At 63.6% G+C, this 17308-nt stretch carries 18 protein-coding genes; 11 read left to right on the top strand and 7 right to left on the bottom strand.

Annotated elements, in window-relative coordinates; all coding sequences use genetic code 11:
• Nucleotides 1-51: 51 nt before the first annotated feature.
• The 4 genes from rpoH to ftsY form a co-directional block, all read right to left on the bottom strand.
• Nucleotides 52-906 (bottom strand): RNA polymerase sigma factor RpoH, encoded by an 855-nt coding sequence (rpoH, locus tag ACOZJV_RS19815; RefSeq protein ID WP_020295823.1) that lies wholly within the window; start codon nt 904-906, stop codon nt 52-54.
• 113 nt (nt 907-1019) lie between these two features.
• The gene (ftsX, locus tag ACOZJV_RS19810; protein ID WP_020295824.1) at nt 1020-2042 is read right to left on the bottom strand and encodes a permease-like cell division protein FtsX; all 1023 of its coding nucleotides are present in this window, start codon (nt 2040-2042) and stop codon (nt 1020-1022) included.
• The gene (gene ftsE, locus ACOZJV_RS19805) at nt 2039-2710 is read right to left on the bottom strand and encodes a cell division ATP-binding protein FtsE (protein WP_020295825.1); all 672 of its coding nucleotides are present in this window, start codon (nt 2708-2710) and stop codon (nt 2039-2041) included. Before ftsE ends, ftsX begins: the two co-directional genes overlap by 4 nt.
• A complete protein-coding gene (gene ftsY / locus ACOZJV_RS19800; protein WP_421548284.1) occupies nt 2707-4290 on the bottom strand; it encodes a signal recognition particle-docking protein FtsY in 1584 nt (527 codons plus the stop codon). The genes ftsE and ftsY overlap by 4 nt, the downstream gene beginning before the upstream one ends.
• Here ftsY and ACOZJV_RS19795 point away from each other — a divergent pair.
• From ACOZJV_RS19795 to ACOZJV_RS19770, 6 genes are all read left to right on the top strand, one after another.
• Nucleotides 4289-4483: a hypothetical protein gene (locus ACOZJV_RS19795; RefSeq protein WP_078473520.1), complete on the top strand. Its 195-nt coding sequence runs from the start codon at nt 4289-4291 to the stop codon at nt 4481-4483. The two genes, ftsY and ACOZJV_RS19795, sit on opposite strands and share 2 nt — an antisense overlap.
• A 151-nt stretch (nt 4484-4634) precedes the next feature.
• Entirely contained in the window at nt 4635-5990 is a 1356-nt protein-coding gene (locus ACOZJV_RS19790; RefSeq protein WP_421548283.1) for a M16 family metallopeptidase, read from the top strand.
• Nucleotides 5983-7473, top strand: a complete 1491-nt coding sequence (locus ACOZJV_RS19785) for a M16 family metallopeptidase (protein ID WP_078473518.1) — start codon at nt 5983-5985, stop codon at nt 7471-7473. The genes ACOZJV_RS19790 and ACOZJV_RS19785 overlap by 8 nt, the downstream gene beginning before the upstream one ends.
• Nucleotides 7473-8093, top strand: coding sequence for a 16S rRNA (guanine(966)-N(2))-methyltransferase RsmD (gene rsmD / locus ACOZJV_RS19780; protein ID WP_078473517.1), 621 nt, complete (start codon nt 7473-7475; stop codon nt 8091-8093). Before ACOZJV_RS19785 ends, rsmD begins: the two co-directional genes overlap by 1 nt.
• A gap of 58 nt (nt 8094-8151) precedes the next feature.
• Nucleotides 8152-9150 carry a hydrolase gene (locus ACOZJV_RS19775; RefSeq protein ID WP_421548282.1) on the top strand — a complete coding sequence of 333 codons (999 nt, stop codon included), beginning with the start codon at nt 8152-8154 and terminating at the stop codon, nt 9148-9150.
• Between the two features lie 2 nt (nt 9151-9152).
• The gene (locus ACOZJV_RS19770) at nt 9153-9986 is read left to right on the top strand and encodes an AraC family transcriptional regulator (protein ID WP_201128422.1); all 834 of its coding nucleotides are present in this window, start codon (nt 9153-9155) and stop codon (nt 9984-9986) included.
• Nucleotides 9987-10027: 41 nt separating this feature from the next.
• Here ACOZJV_RS19770 and ACOZJV_RS19765 read toward each other — a convergent pair whose 3' ends face one another.
• Nucleotides 10028-10882: a sulfurtransferase gene (locus ACOZJV_RS19765; RefSeq protein ID WP_201128424.1), complete on the bottom strand. Its 855-nt coding sequence runs from the start codon at nt 10880-10882 to the stop codon at nt 10028-10030.
• A 34-nt stretch (nt 10883-10916) separates the two neighbouring features.
• Complete coding sequence (locus tag ACOZJV_RS19760) at nt 10917-11588, bottom strand: TetR/AcrR family transcriptional regulator (RefSeq protein ID WP_020295834.1); 672 nt, start codon at nt 11586-11588, stop codon at nt 10917-10919.
• A 146-nt stretch (nt 11589-11734) separates the two neighbouring features.
• Between ACOZJV_RS19760 and ACOZJV_RS19755 the strand changes: the two genes are divergently transcribed.
• The 5 genes from ACOZJV_RS19755 (at nt 11735) to ACOZJV_RS19735 (ending at nt 16346) form a co-directional block, all read left to right on the top strand.
• Nucleotides 11735-13165: a coniferyl aldehyde dehydrogenase gene (locus ACOZJV_RS19755; protein ID WP_078473513.1), complete on the top strand. Its 1431-nt coding sequence runs from the start codon at nt 11735-11737 to the stop codon at nt 13163-13165.
• A gap of 27 nt (nt 13166-13192) precedes the next feature.
• A complete protein-coding gene (locus ACOZJV_RS19750) occupies nt 13193-13738 on the top strand; it encodes a twin-arginine translocation pathway signal protein (protein WP_421548281.1) in 546 nt (181 codons plus the stop codon).
• 58 nt (nt 13739-13796) lie between these two features.
• The gene (locus ACOZJV_RS19745; RefSeq protein WP_421548280.1) at nt 13797-15392 is read left to right on the top strand and encodes a GMC family oxidoreductase N-terminal domain-containing protein; all 1596 of its coding nucleotides are present in this window, start codon (nt 13797-13799) and stop codon (nt 15390-15392) included.
• A gap of 115 nt (nt 15393-15507) precedes the next feature.
• Nucleotides 15508-15987, top strand: coding sequence for a pantetheine-phosphate adenylyltransferase (gene coaD / locus ACOZJV_RS19740; RefSeq protein WP_008019993.1), 480 nt, complete (start codon nt 15508-15510; stop codon nt 15985-15987).
• A 107-nt stretch (nt 15988-16094) separates the two neighbouring features.
• Entirely contained in the window at nt 16095-16346 is a 252-nt protein-coding gene (locus ACOZJV_RS19735) for a YfhL family 4Fe-4S dicluster ferredoxin (protein WP_020295838.1), read from the top strand.
• 127 nt (nt 16347-16473) lie between these two features.
• Here the strand turns inward: ACOZJV_RS19735 and mutM are convergent, their stop codons facing one another.
• On the bottom strand, nt 16474-17286 hold the full coding sequence (mutM, locus tag ACOZJV_RS19730; RefSeq protein ID WP_020295839.1) for a bifunctional DNA-formamidopyrimidine glycosylase/DNA-(apurinic or apyrimidinic site) lyase: 813 nt from the start codon (nt 17284-17286) through the stop codon (nt 16474-16476).
• Nucleotides 17287-17308: the final 22 nt, after the last annotated feature.

Raw genomic sequence — 17308 nt, 5'->3', positions numbered from 1 at the left:
AAACAAAAACGCCCCGATCAATGACCGGGGCGTTTTTTATTGCGCCAGGGCTTACGCCGCAATCGACAGCTTCAGCTTGTTCATCGCGCTTTTCTCAAGCTGACGAATCCGCTCGGCCGACACGTTGTACTTCTGCGCCAGGTCGTGCAGCGTGGCTTTCTCTTCTGCCAGCCAGCGCTGGTAGAGGATGTCGCGGCTGCGGTCGTCCAGCACTTCCAGGGCTTCGTGCAGGTTGTGGTTGGAGTTGTCGCTCCAATCCGCATCCTCCAGTTGCCGCGCCGGGTCGTAGCGGTGGTCTTCCAGGTAGTTGGCTGGCGACTGGAACGCGCTGTCGTCATCCGCTTCGGCGGCTGGGTCGAACGCCATGTCCTGGCCAGTCAGGCGACTTTCCATCTCCCGCACTTCCCGCGGCTCGACGCCGAGGCTTTCCGCTACACGATGCACTTCTTCATTGTTCAGCCAGGCCAGACGTTTCTTCTGGCTGCGCAGATTGAAGAACAGCTTGCGCTGGGCCTTGGTGGTCGCGACTTTCACGATGCGCCAGTTGCGCAGGATGAACTCGTGAATTTCCGCCTTGATCCAGTGCACGGCAAAGGACACCAGGCGCACACCCATTTCCGGGTTGAAGCGTTTGACCGCTTTCATCAGGCCCACATTGCCTTCCTGAATCAGGTCAGCCTGGGCCAGACCGTAGCCGGAATAGCTACGGGCGATATGTACAACAAAACGCAGGTGGGCGAGCACCATCTGCCGAGCCGCCCCAAGATCCTGCTCATAGTAGAGACTCTCGGCCAGTTCACGCTCCTGCTCCGGTGTCAGCAATGGAATGCTGTTCACGGTGTGCACATAGGCTTCCAGGTTTGCGCCTGGGACTAGGGCATAAGCAGGTTGCAAAGAAGTGGTCATACGAAAAAACCTCCGACTTACATAACTCGTGCAGTTCAGCACTGCGAAAATTGACCAGAAACCGAAGAACAAGTTCCCATAAATGCTGAAAGGTCAATACAAGCAAAAAGACACTACTTCGGCGCCAGTTCCCTGAGGTGTCGAGCGACCGCAATCCATGCACCGATATACCCTAACAGCACCGCGCCAAGCAAGAGAGACAGACCGTCGGCGGGCGGTACACCCGCCAGGGCAAAATCACTGCCGTACAAACCGGCAAGCCCGACTACTGCATCGTTCAGCCAATCAAGGCCAAACGCCAGCACCCCCCAGGACAGAAGCCCCGCACCGAAGCCATACAACGCGCCCATATAAAGGAAGGGACGCCGTACATAGCTGTCAGTGCCGCCGACGAGTTTAATCACTTCTATCTCTGTGCGGCGGTTTTCAATATGAAGACGAATGGTATTGCCTATCACCAAAAGTAATGCGGAAACCAGCAGCACCGTCAGGCCGAAGACAAACCGGTCGCCCAGCTTGAGGATCGCCGCCAGACGCTCGACCCACACCAGATCCAGTTGCGCCAATTGCACCTTGGGCATATCCGCCAGGCGCTGACGCAGGGCTTCCAGGGTGGCCTTGTCGACTTCATTCGGCGTCACCAGGACCACGCCCGGCAACGGGTTCTGCGGCAACTCCTTGAGCGCATCGCCCAGCCCAGACTGCTGCTGGAACTCTTCCAGGGCGCGGTCCTTGCTGATGAACTCGGCATCCGCCACGCCCGGCAAGCCCTTGATCTGCTCGCTGAGCTTCTCGCCTTCGGTGGCGCTGGCGTCGAGTTGCAGGTACAGGGAAATCTGCGCCGCCCGCTGCCACGAGCCACCGAGGCGCTCGACGTTGTTCAGCAGCAGCGACAGACCCATAGGCAAGCTCAGGGCCACCGCCATCACCAGGCAGGTAAAAAAGCTGCCGATTGGCTGCTTGCCCAGGCGTCGCAGGCTATCGAGCAGGCTGGCGCGGTGGTTTTCGATCCAGGCATGCAGCTGAGTGCCGAAATCCGGGCCGTCGTCTTCATCGCGCTTTTTCTTCGAGGGTTGCGGATCGGAGGCTTTAGGCGCCACACGCTCGGCAACTTTCGGACTGCGAGTGGCACTCATACCCCGGCCTCCCCGTCGCCGATCAATCGGCCACGTTGCAGGGTCAACATGCGATGGCGCATGCGGGCGATCAGCGCCAGGTCGTGACTGGCGATCAGCACGCTGGTGCCCAGGCGGTTGATGTCTTCGAACACACCCATGATTTCAGCGGCCAGACGCGGGTCGAGGTTACCGGTGGGTTCGTCCGCCAGCAGCAAGGCCGGGCGATGGACGATGGCGCGGGCAATACCGACGCGTTGCTGCTGACCGGTGGAGAGGTCGCCGGGGTACAGATCGGTCTTGTCCGACAGCGCCACGCGCTCCAGGGCAGAATCCACACGCTTGGCGATCTCGGCCTTGGACAGCCCGAGGATCTGCAGCGGCAGGGCCACGTTGTTGAACACCGTGCGATCGAACAATAACTGGTGATTCTGGAACACCACGCCGATCTGCCGGCGCAGGTAAGGAATCTGTGCATTGCTGATGGTGCCCAGGTCCTGTCCGGCCAGCAGCAATTTGCCGGTGGTCGGGCGCTCCATGGCCAGCAGCAGGCGCAGCAAGGTACTTTTACCGGCCCCGGAGTGGCCGGTGACAAACAGAAACTCGCCACGTCGCACTCGAAAGCTCAGCTCATGCAAGCCGACGTGACCGTTCGGGTAGCGTTTACCGACCTGTTCGAAACGAATCATGAACGCTCCCGCTCGGCAAACAGTGCCTGGACAAAGGGTTCTGCTTCAAAGGTACGCAAATCATCGATGCCTTCACCGACCCCGATATAACGGATCGGCAGGTTGAACTGCTTGGCCAGGGCGAAGATCACCCCGCCTTTGGCAGTGCCATCGAGCTTGGTCAGGGCCAGGCCGGTCAATTCCACGGTCTGGTGGAACTGCTTGGCCTGGCTGATGGCGTTCTGCCCGGTGCCGGCGTCAAGCACCAGCAGCACTTCATGGGGCGCGTCTGCGTCCAGCTTGCCGATGACCCGGCGCACTTTCTTCAGCTCTTCCATCAGGTTGTCTTTGGTGTGCAGGCGGCCGGCGGTGTCGGCGATCAGCACGTCGATGCCCCGGGCCTTGGCGGCCTGGACGGCGTCGAAGATCACCGAAGCCGAATCGGCGCCGGTGTGCTGGGCAATCACCGGGATCTTGTTGCGCTCGCCCCAGACCTGCAATTGCTCGACGGCAGCGGCGCGGAAGGTATCGCCGGCGGCCAGCATGACCTTCTTGCCTTCCAGCTGCAGCTTCTTCGCCAGCTTGCCAATGGTGGTGGTCTTGCCGGCGCCGTTGACGCCAACCACCAGGATCACGAACGGCTTGTTCTGCGAGGTGATCTGCAACGGCTGCTCGACCGGCTTGAGCATGGCGGTCAGCTCGGCCTGCAAGGATGTGTACAGCGCATCGACGTCGGTCAACTGCTTGCGCGCGACCTTCTGGGTCAGGTTCTGGATGATCACCGAAGTGGCTTCAACGCCCACGTCGGCCGTCAGCAGGCGGGTCTCGATGTCTTCGAGCAGCTCGTCATCGATGGTTTTCTTGCCCAGGAACAGGCTAGCCATGCCTTCGCCGATACTGGCGCTGGTCTTGGACAGGCCCTGCTTAAGGCGGGCGAAGAAACCGACTTTGGTTTCTGCCGGGCTGGCTGCGGGCTCGACCGCAACCGCAATTTCCACAGGCGCGGCCACGACTTCAACGACAGGTGCAGGTGCAGGTGCAGGTGCAGGTGCAGGTGCAGGTGCAGGTGCAGGTGCAGGTGCAGGTGCAGGTGCAGGTGCAGGTGCAGGTGCAGGTGCAGGTGCAGCAGGTTGCGGGGCAACGAAGACCGGTGCAACCGGCTCCGGCAGCGCCGCTTCAGGCGCCGACCGCACCGGCTCTGATTCAAATGCAGGGGCAACATTGGACGCCGGGGCCGGGATCGGCGGGCTGACATCAATGGCCTGCTCGTCTTCCACCAGGGCCACCGGCTCTTCCGCCACCGGCAGGGTCAGCCAGGGTTGGTGCTCGGGGGCGGGTGTCAGCGGCAATTCGGCAGCGGGGGCAGGCTCAGGGGCAGGTTCGGCCACCGGCTGCAGAATCGGCTCGGCCAGCGGCAGGATCACGGCCGCCGGCGCTTCAACCTCTGCTGCGGGCTGGGCAAGCGGCTCGGGAGCGGCTTCAGGAAGGGCTTGCGGCTGTTCGACGACGGTTTCCTGCGGTTTTTTGCGCAGCCATCCGAACAGGCTTTTTTTCTCGCCAGCCGGGGCTGGGGTCTTCTTGTCGTCGTTGGAACCAAACATGGAGGACGGCTATCTCAAGGTAGCGACGCGCCAAGGTGGCGCCTCGGTAAATAAATATTCGATGCAGAACAGACTGCGTTTCACCCAGCTTGTTCACGCGCAACATTTTGTTGAAGTGCCCACACGCACATCAAAGAACGATTTCACTCAGGACTGGAACGGTAAAATCGGCGAAAAAGCGAAGTTTAGCTGATAAAAACCGACCTTCCGCAGCAAACCCATACAACCTGATCCAGCACAAAGGCCCGATAGGCGTGGCCGCCGCTAAAACGGATCAGTATCCTAGCACCTCCTCGCCCGTACAGGCTAAGACCAAGCGGGCAGTCCAACAGGTTTAAAAACGAATGAATGCTCTAGCCCGCCGCGCTGCAGGCCTGCTGCTCAGCACAGTTTGTCTGCCCCTTTCAGCCCTGGCTGCCGATCCACAACCGACCCATGAATTCACCCTCGACAACGGCCTCAAGGTCGTCGTGCGCGAAGACCATCGTGCGCCTGTCGTGGTGTCCCAGGTCTGGTACAAGGTCGGCTCCAGCTACGAGACCCCGGGCCAGACCGGTTTGTCCCACGCCCTGGAACACATGATGTTCAAGGGCAGCGAAAAGGTCGGCCCCGGCGAAGCCTCGCTGATCCTGCGGGACCTCGGCGCCGAGGAAAACGCCTTCACCAGCGATGACTTCACCGCCTATTACCAGGTCCTGGCCCGCGACCGTCTGGGCGTGGCCTTCGAGCTGGAAGCCGACCGCATGGCCAGCCTGCGCCTGCCGCCCGACGAGTTCAGCCGCGAGATCGAAGTGATCAAGGAAGAACGCCGTCTGCGCACCGACGACAAGCCGATGTCCAAGGCTTACGAGCGGTTCAAGGCCATGGCCTACCCCGCCAGCGGTTATCACACGCCGACCATCGGCTGGATGGCCGACCTCAACCGGATGAAGGTCGAGGAGCTGCGCCACTGGTACCAGTCCTGGTATGTGCCGAACAACGCCACCCTGGTGGTGGTCGGCGATGTGACTCCGGACGAGGTGAAAGCCCTGGCCCAGCGTTACTTCGGCCCGATCGCCAAGCGTGACGTGCCACCGTCGAAGATCCCCCTGGAACTGGCCGAGCCGGGCGAGCGGCAGATCACCCTGCACGTGAAGACCCAGTTGCCGAGCCTGATGCTGGCCTTCAACGTGCCGAGCATCGCCACCGCTGAAGACAAACGCTCGGTGCATGCCCTGCGCCTGATCTCCGCCCTGCTCGACGGCGGCTACAGCGGTCGCATTCCGACCCAGCTGGAGCGCGGCGAAGAGCTGGTCTCCGGCGGCTCGTCGAACTACGACGCCTACACCCGCGGCGACAGCCTGTTCATGCTCTCCGCGACCCCCAACAGCCAGAAGAAAAAGACCATCGCCCAGGCTGAAGCCGGGGTGTGGCGCCTGCTGGACCAGTTGAAGACCACCCCGCCGAGCGCCGAGGAGCTGGAGCGCGTGCGGGCTCAGGTCATTGCCGGCCTGGTCTTCGAGCGCGACTCGATCACCAGCCAGGCCACCGCCATTGGCCAGCTGGAAACCGTCGGCCTGTCCTGGAAGCTGATGGACACCGAACTGGCCGAATTGCAGGGCGTGACCCCGGAAGATATCCAGAAAGCCGCCCGTACCTACTTCACCCGCGAACGTCTGAGCGTTGCGCACGTACTGCCTGAGGAGTCCGCTCATGAGTAAGCGCAAGAACTCACGCCCGGCCCTGATCGGCCTGGTGCTCGTTGCCCTGGTCGGCGCCGCCGGCGTCTACCTGTACCCGCAAGGCGATTCCAAGGCCAGCGAGGCCCTGGACCAGGCCAAGTCGAGCCAGAAGCTGCAATCCCTGGCCGAACTGGACGGCAAGGCCCCCAGCCACCGCAGCCTCAACGTGCAGACCTGGAACACCGCCGAAGGCGCCAAGGTGCTGTTCGTCGAAGCCCGTGAACTGCCGATGTTCGACATGCGCCTGATCTTCTCCGCCGGCAGCAGCCAGGATGGCAAGGCCCAGGGCCTGGCCCTGCTGACCAATGCCATGCTCAACGAAGGCGTGGCCGGCAAGGATGTGGGGGCGATTGCCCAGGGCTTTGAAAGCCTGGGGGCCGATTTCGGCAATGGCGCCTACAAGGACATGGCCGTGGCCTCGCTGCGCAGCCTGAGCGCCGTGGATAAACGCGAACCGGCGCTGAAGCTGTTCGCCGAAGTGGTGGGCAAGCCGACCTTCCCTGCCGACTCCCTGGCACGGATCAAGAACCAGATGCTCGCGGGCTTCGAATACCAGAAACAGAACCCCGGCAAGCTGGCGAGCCTGGAACTGATGAAGCGCCTGTACGGCGAGCACCCTTACGCCCACTCCAGCGACGGCAACGCCCAGAGCATCCCGCCGATCACCCTGGAACAACTGCGTGCTTTCCACGCCAAGGCCTATGCCGCCGGCAACGTGGTGATCGCCCTGGTCGGCGACCTTTCGCGCAGCGACGCCGAGGCAATTGCCGCGCAAGTCTCCAGCGCCCTGCCCAAAGGCCCGGCGCTGGCGAAGATCGCACAACCGAGCGAGCCCAAGGCGAGCACCGGCCATATCGAGTTTCCGTCGAGCCAGACCAACCTGATGCTGGCCCAACTGGGCATCGACCGCGCCGACCCGGATTACGCCGCGCTGTCCATGGGTAACCAGATCCTCGGTGGCGGCGGCTTCGGCACCCGGCTGATGAGCGAAGTCCGCGAAAAACGTGGCCTGACCTACGGCGTCTACTCGGGCTTTACCCCGATGCAGGCCCGCGGTCCGTTCATGATCAACCTGCAAACCCGCGCCGAAATGAGCGAGGGCACCCTGAAACTGGTGCAGGACGTGCTGGCCGACTACCTGAAGACCGGCCCGACCGAGAAAGAGCTCGAAGACGCCAAGCGTGAACTGGCCGGCAGCTTCCCGCTGTCCACCGCCAGCAACGCCGACATCGTCGGGCAACTGGGGGCCATGGGCTTCTATGACCTGCCGCTGAGCTACCTCGAAGACTTTATGCAGCAGTCCCAGAGCCTGACCGTGGAACAGGTCAAGACCGCCCTGAACAAACACCTGAGCGCCGACAAGATGGTGATCGTCAGCGCTGGCCCGACCGTCCCGCAAAAGCCGTTGCCGGCCCCCACTGACAAACCCGCCGAGCAACCGCTCGGGGTTCCGGAGCATTAATGGCCAGCCCATCGCGTCCCAGCAAAAAACCCGTGCACAACCAGCACAACGGCGTCGGCCACCTGCGCATCATTGGCGGTGAATGGCGCAGCCGGCGCCTGAGCTTCCCCGATGTGCCGGGCCTGCGCCCGACCCCGGACCGTGTGCGCGAGACCCTGTTCAACTGGCTCGCGCCCTATGTTGCCGGGGCCAAGGTGCTCGACCTGTTCGCCGGCAGCGGCGCGCTGTTCCTTGAGGCCCTGTCCCGTGGCGCCGCCATGGGCCAGGCCCTGGACAGCAGCAATGTCGCGGTGTCCAGCCTGCGCGAACACCTGGGCACTCTGCGCTGCAGCGTCGGCCAGGTGCAGACCGCCGACGCCCTGCGCTACCTCGAAAGCCAGCCGGCCAGCGCCTTTGACCTGGTGTTCCTCGACCCGCCGTTCCACCAGAACCTGCTGCCGACCGCCTGCGCCCTGCTTGAAGAGCGCAACTGGCTGGCCGCCGAGGCCTGGATCTACACCGAAAGCGAAAGCGCACCCTCGACCCTGGGCCTGCCGGCCAGTTGGCGCCTGCACCGTGAACAAAAATCCGGGCAAGTGCATTACGCGTTGTGGCACCGTATGGCAGAGATCGCCGGTTAAAGCACCGGCCTGAACACGCTGCGCAGCCCGTCTGCGCAGCGCTGCATCGAGAATCAGCGTGCCTACATCGTCAGATCGCTTCACCCCCGCCTTCGGCCTCGGCAACCCGCACCTGCAAACGTTGTGGGGCCCGCTGTGGCGCAAAACCACACACCTGGAACGCGAACGCGAGCGCCTCTGGCTCGACGATGGCGACTTCCTCGACCTCGACTGGCATGGCCCCCATAACGCCCAGGCCCCGCTGGTGCTGGTGCTGCATGGGCTGACCGGTTCTTCCAATTCGCCTTACGTGGCCGGGCTGCAGAAAGTGCTGGCCGAACAGGGCTGGGCCAGCGCCGCGCTGAACTGGCGCGGCTGCTCGGGCGAACCGAACCTGCTGCCGCGCAGCTACCACTCCGGCGCCAGCGAAGACCTGGCCGCCGCCATTGCCCACTTGCGCGCCAAGCGCCCATTGGCGCAGCTGTATGCGGTGGGTTACTCCCTGGGTGGCAACGTGCTGCTCAAGTACCTGGGGGAAAGCGGCAGCGCCAGCCAGTTGCAGGGCGCGGTGGCGGTGTCGGTGCCGTTTCGCCTGGACCAGTGCGCCGACCGTATCGGCCAGGGGTTCTCCAAGGTCTACCAGGCGCACTTCATGCGCGAGATGCTGGCCTACATCAAGCACAAGCAGCGGCAGTTCCGGCTCGACGAGCGCCATGAAGGCCTGGCCACCCTGGAGGGCCTGGGCTCCCTGGAGAACATGCGCACCTTCTGGGAGTTCGACGGCCGGGTCACCGCGCCGCTGCATGGTTTTGCCGATGCCGAGGACTATTACCGCCGCGCCTCCAGTCGCTACTTTCTCGGCGAGATCCGCACCCCGACCCTGATTATCCAGGCCGCCGACGACCCCTTCGTGTTCACCCACAGCCTGCCGCAGGCCGCCGAGCTGTCGGCTTGCACCCATTTCGAGCTGCAAGCCAAGGGCGGGCACGTGGGGTTTGTCGAGGGCTCGCTGAAGCGCCCCGGCTATTACCTCGAACGCCGCATTCCGCGCTGGCTGACCGCCCTGGATCGCCCATAGCCATGGCAGCCTCCGGCGGCGAATCAATCCGTTTCTGGCAGACCGCGCCATTGGCCGGGGTCGAACTGCTGGCCGCGCGCTACATCGAGCAGCGTTTCGTGCCCCATGTGCACGATGGCTATGTGATCGGCATGATCATGGCCGGCGCCCAGCGCTACCGCTATCGCGGCGCCGAACACCTGGCGGCCAGCGGCACCCTGGTGCTGATCAACCCCGACGAGCTGCACACCGGGGCCAAGGGCGCCGAGGACGGCTGGCTGTACCGGGCGTTTTATCCGGATAACCGCCAAATCCTGACCCTGCTCGACGAACTGGAGCTGCCCAGCGGCAGCCTGCCGGCGTTTGGCGCGACCCTGTACCGCGACAGTGACCTGGTCAGCGGCTTCGCCCGCCTGCACCACTTGCTGGAAAGCCCGGCCACCGCCCTGCAGCAGCAGACCCAGTGGCGGGAAATGATGCTCCTGCTGTTGCAGCGCCACGCCGGGGTCAAGGCGCCCGGCGCACCGGGGCAGGAACACCGGGCCATTGTCCAGGCCAAGGAACTGCTGCGTTCACAGCTGGCGGCACCACCGTCACTGGAAGAATTGGCGACGGCGGTGAATTTGTCACCGTTCCACTTTGCTCGGGTGTTCCGCCGGGCCACCGGCATTCCACCCCATACCTGGCTGATGCAGCAGCGTATCGCCAAGGCCCGGGCGCTGTTGCGCGAGGGCTGCCTGCCGCTGGAGGTGGCGACTCAGTTGGGGTTTGCCGACCAGAGTCATCTCAGCCGGCAATTCAAGCAGGTGTATGGAGTGGCGCCGGCGGCGTACCGCAGTGCACTGCTGGAGGGCTGAAGCAGCGCACGCCACAAGCGGATTCGCGGTCCGGCTGAGGCTTAGTCGCCCTTGGCAACGGCCCGCGTCGGATCGGTGATCCATTCGCTCCACGAGCCGGCGTACAGCTTGCCCAGGGGATAACCGGCCAGGCTCAGGGCAAACAGGTTGTGGCAGGCGGTGACACCGCTGCCGCAATACGCCACCAGATCGGTCGGAGAACGGCTGCCCAATTGCGCGGCGAAACGCTGTTTGAGTTGCTCGGCCGGCAGGAAGCGCCCGTCGCTGCCCAGGTTTTCGCTGAAGGCCGCGCATTGCGCGCCGGGAATATGCCCGGCCACCGGATCGATGGGTTCGACCTCACCGCGAAAGCGCGGCTGGGCCCGGGCATCGAGCAGGGTCAGGCTGGGCTGGCCCAGGCGCTGCTGCAACTGCTCGGCACTGAGCAGCAACGAGTGGTCGGGGCTGCCGACAAAGCTTCCCGGGGTGCTCGGCGGCGCATCCAGGCTCAGGGGCAGTCCAGCGGCGTGCCAGGCTTTGAGGCCACCATCCAGAATGAACACGCCCTCGCGCTTGCCGAGCCAGGCCAGCAACCACCAGGCCCGAGCGGCATAAGAACCAGGGCCGTCGTCGTAGAGCACGATGTCGCTGTCGGCATCGATGCCCCAGGCTTGCAACCGCGCCTGCAACGCCGCAGGTTCCGGCAAGGGGTGACGCCCGGTCACGCCCTTGACCACCGGCCCGCTCAGGTCACGCTCAAGGTCGGCAAAATGCGCGCCGGCAATATGCCCCTCGGCATAGCTGCGCTGCCCGTAATCCGGGTCTTCGAGGGCAAAACGGCAATCCACTATCACCAGGCCGGGCTGCTCTTTTCGCAGGTCCAGAGCAAGCGGGCTGATCAGTTGCGCGAGGGGCATAGCGGGCTCCTGTGATTCAAGTCGGTGGTAGATCCTACTGCACTTCTTCCAAGGCCTGGGCCAGTGGCACATAAAACTCGTCGAACAGGCCATCGACCGCCTCCCGCGCCTGATCGGTGACAAACCCGGCCTCCAGCACCAGCACCTGATACACCCCGCGCTTGACGGCTTCCTCACTCAAATGCGCGGAGTTTTCCCGGGTGGTGCAGAGAAAACGCACCCAGGACGTGAGGATGATCCAGGCGTTGAGGGTCAGGGACTCGATCTGCACCCGGTCCATGCGCAGGATCCCGGCTTCGACAAAGCGCTGATAGATGGCAATGCCCTGAATCAGGCAGCGCTGGGAGAAGCGCCGATAGCGCGCAGCCAGGTCGCTGTCGCTGTCGAGCAGGTGTTCGAGGTCGCGGTGCAGGAAGCGGTAGCGCCACATGGCGGCCAGCAGTGCCTGCAAGTAATAGCGCTTGTCCTGAACGGTCATCGGGCGCCCCTGGGGCGGACGCAGGAAACTGTCGACCAGGGTTTCGTATTCGGCGAAGAGCACGGCGATGATCGCCTGCTTGTTCGGGAAGTGGTAGTACAGGTTCCCCGGCGAAATCTCCATGTGCGCCGCGATGTGGTTGGTGCTGACGTTACGCTCGCCACTCTGGTTAAACAGGTCGAGGCTGTGCTGAACAATCCGTTCGCGGGTTTTTATACGTGGGGCCATGGGCTTGGGCTTTAATCATTGAAAAGGCTGGCCGGCATCTTACGACCTATCCGAAGCGGGATAAATCAAAGCCGGCCGGGATGGCATTTGACAATTTAGAGTATAAGCTCTAAAAACTAGCCACCCCATAATAATCGGAGCCGTTCATGTCCGCCGAGATCGCCTACCTGCAGGAATCCCACTCGCAACTGGACGAGCTTCAACAGCTGTTTTGCGCCCAGCGCCAGGCTTATGCCGCCAACCCGATGCCGCCCGCTGCCCAGCGCCAGCAATGGCTCAAGAGCCTGCTGGAGCTGCTGAGCAACGAGCGCCAGGCACTGATCGAGGCCATCAGCCAGGACTTCAGCCACCGCAGCGCCGATGAAACCCTGCTCGCCGAGCTGATGCCGAGCCTGCACGGCATTCATTACGCGCGTAAACACCTCAAGGGCTGGATGAAACCCTCCAGGCGCAAAGTCGGCCTGGCCTTCCAGCCTGCTTCGGCCAAGGTGGTTTACCAACCGCTGGGGGTGATCGGGGTGATCGTGCCCTGGAACTACCCGCTGTACCTGGCCATGGGCCCCTTGGTCGGCGCCCTGGCCGCCGGCAACCGGGTGATGCTCAAGCTCAGCGAATCGACGCCGGCCACCGGACGGTTGCTCAAGCAATTGCTGGCCCGGGTTTTCCCTGAAGACCTGGTGTGCGTGGTGCTCGGCGAGGCTGAAGTGGGCATGGCCTTCTCCAAGTTGCGTTTCGATCACCTGCTGTTCACCGGTGCCACCAGCATCGGCAAGCATGTGATGCGCGCCGCGGCGGAAAACCTCACGCCGGTGACCCTGGAGCTGGGCGGCAAGTCCCCGGCCATTGTTTCCAGCGACGTACCGCTCAAGGACGCCGCTGAACGCATCGCCTTCGGCAAGACCCTGAACGCCGGGCAAACCTGTGTCGCCCCCGATTACGTGCTGGTGCCGGAGGAGCGCATCGGCGCCTTTGTCGAGGCTTACCGCCAGGCCGTGCGCGGGTTCTTCCCGACCCTGGCGGACAACCCCGACTACACCGCAATCATCAATCAACGCCAGGTGGCGCGGCTCAACAGCTACCTGAGCGATGCCACCAGCAAGGGCGCGCTGCTGATCCCGCTGTTCGACCAGGGCCAGGAGCGGCGCATGGGCCACAGCCTGCTGCTCAATGTCAGCGACGACATGACCGTGATGCAGGATGAAATCTTCGGCCCGATCCTGCCCATCGTCCCGTATCAGACCCTCGACCAGGCCTTTGCCTACATCAACCAGCGGCCGCGTCCGTTGGCGCTGTACTACTTCGGCTACAACAAGGCCGAACAGAACCGCGTGCTCGAACACACCCATTCCGGTGGCGTGTGCCTCAACGACACCCTGCTGCATGTGGCCCAGGACGACCTGCCCTTTGGCGGCATCGGCCCGTCCGGCATGGGTCACTACCACGGGCATGAAGGCTTCCTGACCTTCAGCAAGGCCAAGGGCGTGCTGATCAAGCAGCGGCTGAACGCGGCCCGGCTGATTTATCCACCCTACGGAAAATCGATCCAGAAACTGATTCAGAAGATGTTCGTCCGCTAACCAGTCGATCGCCGGATAACAATAACAATGACCCCTAGCCTGTCTGAATCACCCGCGCTGTCACGGCGCGGCTTGCTGAAAATCGGCCTCTGCGCCAGTGCCTTCCTCGCCACCGCCGGTCTGGGCGCCAGCCTCAGCGGCTGTTCTACCAGTACCCCGGCCAGCGGCTTTGCGATATTGCGCAGCAACGACCTGCCATTCCTGCGGGCGCTGATCCCGGTGATGCTCGAAGGCGCCGTGGCCGCCGACAAGATGCCTGCCGCCATCGACGGCACCCTGGCCAGCCTGGACAACGCCCTCAATCACCTGTCGCCGGAGATGTTCAAGCTCACCCAGCAATTGTTCGACGTACTGGGCATGGCCGTTACCCGTGGCCCGCTGACAGGGGTCTGGGGCAGTTGGGAAAACGCCAGCGCCGACGATATCCGCCACTTCCTCAGGCGCTGGGAAAACAGCCTGCTGTCCCTGCTGCGCATGGGCCATGCCTCATTGCTGCAATTGGTGATGATGGCCTGGTACACCCGCGCCGAGTCCTGGGCCCACTGCGGTTACCCCGGCCCGCCCAAGGTCTGATCGCCCCTCGTAGCTGCCGCCGCGCCCTTCCATAATAAGAAACGACAGAGAGCCTGATATGCCCGTACCCGATCTGTTCCGCGAAGGCCTGGCCCGCGGCTGGAAAACCTACAACGGCGCACAGCTGGAGCAGGACCTGACCCTGGAGGCCGACGTCGCCATCATCGGCAGCGGCGCAGGCGGCGGCACCACTGCAGAGATCCTCAGCGCCGCCGGCTACAAGGTCTTGCTGATCGAGGAAGGGCCGCTGAAAACCAGCAGCGATTTCAAGATGCTCGAAGACCAGGCCTATACCAGCCTCTATCAGGAAGGTATCGGGCGCATGAGCAAGGACGGCGCCATCACCATTCTTCAAGGTCGTGCCGTGGGCGGCACCACCCTGATCAACTGGACCTCGAGCTTTCGCACCCCGGACCCGACCCTGGAACACTGGGCCCGCGAGCACGAAGTCAAAGGCCACAGCGCCAGCGACATGGCGCCCTGGTTCGAAAAGATGGAGCAGCGCCTGGGGGTCGCGCCCTGGGCCATGCCGCCCAACGCCAACAATGACGTGATCCGCAACGGTTGCGAGAAGCTCGGCTATAGCTGGCACGTGATCCCGCGCAACGTGCGCGGCTGCTGGAACCTCGGCTACTGCGGCCTGGGCTGCCCGACCAACGCCAAGCAATCGATGCTGGTGACCACCATCCCATCCACCCTGGAGCACGGCGGCGAGCTGTTGTACCTGGCCCGCGCCGAGCGCTTGCAGATCAAGGGCGACCAGGTCACGGGCCTGCAATGCGTGGCCATGGACGAGCGCTGCGTGGCCCCTACCGGCCGCGTCATCACGGTCAAGGCCCGGCATTACGTGCTCGCCGGCGGCGGCATCAACAGCCCGGCCTTGCTGCTGCGCTCCGATGCACCCGACCCCCATTCGCGCCTGGGCAAGCGTACCTTCCTGCACCTGGTGAATTTTTCCGCGGGGCTGTTCGATGAGGTGATCAACCCGTTCTACGGGGCGCCGCAGTCGATCTACTCCGACCATTTCCAGTGGCTGGACGGCACCACCGGCAAAATGTCCTACAAACTCGAAGTGCCGCCACTGCAACCGGCGCTGGCCAGCACCCTGCTGGGCGGTTTCGGCCCGCAAAGCGCGCTGAACATGGAACAACTGCCCCACACCCACGCCATGCTCGCGCTGCTGCGTGACGGTTTTCACCCGGACAGCACGGGCGGCAACGTCGAATTGCGCGGCGACGGCACCCCGGTGCTCGACTATCAGGTCTCGCCCTATGCCTGGGACGGACTGCGCCGGGCCTTCCACAGCATGGCCGAGATCCAGTTCGCCGGCGGTGCCAAGGCGGTGATGCCGCTGCACAGTGACGCGCGCTATGCGAAGAGCCTGGCCGAGACCAAGGCCCAGATCGACGGCCTGGACCTGGCGCTGTACCGCACGCGCCTGGGCAGCGCCCACGTGATGGGTGGTTGCGCCATGGGCGAAAACCCGAAAATTGCCGTCACCGACAGCCTCGGGCGCCATCATCAATTGGCCAATCTGTCGATCCACGATGGCTCGCTGTTCCCCACCAGCATTGGCGCCAACCCCCAGTTGTCGGTCTATGGGCTGACCGCGCAACTGGCCACGGCCCTGGCCGAACGCTTGAAAACCGGGTGAAAAAGCTGATTATTCGCCACGTCTATAGTGCTTTCTTCCGTGACAGGCGACTTGGCCGACCGGAAAGGCTGCGATACCATCCGACTCCCCAACGGATTCCCGCCAGGACGACGCGATGAACCGAGTGTTGTACCCAGGTACCTTCGACCCTATTACCAAGGGCCATGGCGATCTGGTCGAACGCGCCTCGCGCCTGTTCGACCATGTGATCATTGCCGTCGCCGCCAGCCCCAAGAAGAACCCGCTATTCCCCCTGGAACAGCGTGTGGAGCTGGCCCGCGAGGTCACCAAACATCTGCCGAACGTTGAAGTCGTCGGTTTTTCGACGCTGCTTGCGCACTTCGCCAAGGAGCAGAACGCCAACGTATTCCTGCGCGGCTTGCGGGCGGTCTCGGACTTCGAATACGAGTTCCAGCTGGCCAACATGAATCGCCAGCTGGCGCCGGATGTGGAGAGCCTGTTCCTCACGCCGTCGGAGCGTTATTCGTTCATTTCCTCGACGCTGGTCCGTGAAATCGCAGCCCTGGGCGGTGATATCACCAAGTTCGTCCATCCTGTCGTCGCCGACGCGCTGACCCTGCGCTTCAAGAAGTAACCCGGCGCCCCCCATCGCGCCCGCGTGCACTGCGGGCGCCAATGCGGCACAATTGCGCCCATTGGTTTTTCAAATGCCTGGGCCAGCCGCCCCGGCCGGAGTGCCCCATGTCCCTGATCATCACCGACGATTGCATCAATTGCGACGTCTGCGAACCCGAGTGCCCGAACGCCGCCATCTCCCAGGGCGAAGAGATCTACGTGATCGACCCCAACCTGTGCACCCAATGCGTTGGCCACTATGACGAGCCTCAGTGCCAGCAAGTGTGCCCGGTGGACTGCATCCCGCTGGACGAGGCACACCCCGAGACTGAAGAACAGTTGATGGCAAAGTACCGGCAGATTACCGGCAAGGCGTGAGCTGAGCCCGCCATCACCGCCCGCCTTTTTCTTCAGGCGGATTGCAGGTTAAGGGTTTACGGCCGCTGCGCGCCCGAGCGGGAGCAAGCTCCCTCGCCACAGCAAAAAACCTCGGCTGCCGAATGGCTCAGCTCTGGCAACGCGGGCAATAGACGCTGGCCCGCTGGCCGAGCTTGATCTCGCGCAGGCCCGTGCCGCAGACCTTGCAGTTTTCCCCACCGCGCCCGTAGACGAACAGCTCCTGCTGGAAATACCCCGGCTGGCCGTCACCGCCGATAAAGTCGCGCAAGGTGGTGCCGCCACGCTCGATGGCGGCGGCCAGGATGCGTTTGATCTCGATTGCCAGCTTCAGGTAGCGCGCCCGGGAAATGCTCTTGGCTTCGCGGCGCGGGTCGATGCCGGCGGCGAACAGCGCTTCGGTTGCGTAGATGTTGCCGACGCCGACCACCACCGCGTTGTCCATGATGAACGGCTTGACCGCCATCGAGCGCGAGCGCGACAGCTGGAACAGGCGTTCACCATCGAACAGGTCGGTCAGGGGCTCGGGCCCCAGGCGCAGCAGCAGTTCGTGATTGAGCGGGTCCTGGCTCCAGAGCATTGCGCCAAAGCGCCGCGGGTCGGTGTAGCGCAGGGCCAGCCCGGACTCCAGTTCGATGTCCACGTGCTCATGCTTGGCCGCCGGCAAGCCTACTTCCACCAGCCGCAAATTGCCCGACATGCCCAGGTGGCTGATCAAGGTGCCGACTTCGGCATTGATCAGCAGGTACTTGGCGCGCCGCTCCACCAGCACGATGCGCTGGCCCGAGAGGCGCACATCGAGGTCTTCCGGGATCGGCCAGCGCAGGCGCCGGTCGCGCACGATCACCCGGCTGACACGCTGCCCTTCCAGGTGCGGCGCGATACCGCGCCGGGTGGTTTCGACTTCGGGTAATTCGGGCATGGTCGCCTCAGGTGCTCGATAC

Source organism: Pseudomonas sp. QD4, from assembly GCF_049199125.1.
Taxonomy (GTDB): Bacteria; Pseudomonadota; Gammaproteobacteria; order Pseudomonadales; family Pseudomonadaceae; genus Aquipseudomonas.
Note: the sequence above shows the minus strand (reverse complement) of the source record. Positions and strands in the feature narration are given on the sequence as shown.

Excerpts from the sequence above, each read along its gene's own strand:
- rpoH (WP_020295823.1), bottom strand. The coding sequence starts at position 906 with ATGACCACTTCTTTGCAACCTGCTTATGCCCTAGTCCCAGGCGCAAAC.
- ftsX (WP_020295824.1), bottom strand. The coding sequence starts at position 2,042 with ATGAGTGCCACTCGCAGTCCGAAAGTTGCCGAGCGTGTGGCGCCTAAA.
- ftsE (WP_020295825.1), bottom strand. The coding sequence starts at position 2,710 with ATGATTCGTTTCGAACAGGTCGGTAAACGCTACCCGAACGGTCACGTC.
- ACOZJV_RS19795 (WP_078473520.1), top strand. The coding sequence starts at position 4,289 with ATGGAGGACGGCTATCTCAAGGTAGCGACGCGCCAAGGTGGCGCCTCG.
- ftsY (WP_421548284.1), bottom strand. The coding sequence starts at position 4,290 with ATGTTTGGTTCCAACGACGACAAGAAGACCCCAGCCCCGGCTGGCGAG.
- ACOZJV_RS19790 (WP_421548283.1), top strand. The coding sequence starts at position 4,635 with ATGAATGCTCTAGCCCGCCGCGCTGCAGGCCTGCTGCTCAGCACAGTT.
- ACOZJV_RS19785 (WP_078473518.1), top strand. The coding sequence starts at position 5,983 with ATGAGTAAGCGCAAGAACTCACGCCCGGCCCTGATCGGCCTGGTGCTC.
- rsmD (WP_078473517.1), top strand. The coding sequence starts at position 7,473 with ATGGCCAGCCCATCGCGTCCCAGCAAAAAACCCGTGCACAACCAGCAC.
- ACOZJV_RS19770 (WP_201128422.1), top strand. The coding sequence starts at position 9,153 with ATGGCAGCCTCCGGCGGCGAATCAATCCGTTTCTGGCAGACCGCGCCA.
- ACOZJV_RS19765 (WP_201128424.1), bottom strand. The coding sequence starts at position 10,882 with ATGCCCCTCGCGCAACTGATCAGCCCGCTTGCTCTGGACCTGCGAAAA.
- ACOZJV_RS19760 (WP_020295834.1), bottom strand. The coding sequence starts at position 11,588 with ATGGCCCCACGTATAAAAACCCGCGAACGGATTGTTCAGCACAGCCTC.
- ACOZJV_RS19755 (WP_078473513.1), top strand. The coding sequence starts at position 11,735 with ATGTCCGCCGAGATCGCCTACCTGCAGGAATCCCACTCGCAACTGGAC.
- ACOZJV_RS19750 (WP_421548281.1), top strand. The coding sequence starts at position 13,193 with ATGACCCCTAGCCTGTCTGAATCACCCGCGCTGTCACGGCGCGGCTTG.
- ACOZJV_RS19745 (WP_421548280.1), top strand. The coding sequence starts at position 13,797 with ATGCCCGTACCCGATCTGTTCCGCGAAGGCCTGGCCCGCGGCTGGAAA.
- coaD (WP_008019993.1), top strand. The coding sequence starts at position 15,508 with ATGAACCGAGTGTTGTACCCAGGTACCTTCGACCCTATTACCAAGGGC.
- ACOZJV_RS19735 (WP_020295838.1), top strand. The coding sequence starts at position 16,095 with ATGTCCCTGATCATCACCGACGATTGCATCAATTGCGACGTCTGCGAA.
- mutM (WP_020295839.1), bottom strand. The coding sequence starts at position 17,286 with ATGCCCGAATTACCCGAAGTCGAAACCACCCGGCGCGGTATCGCGCCG.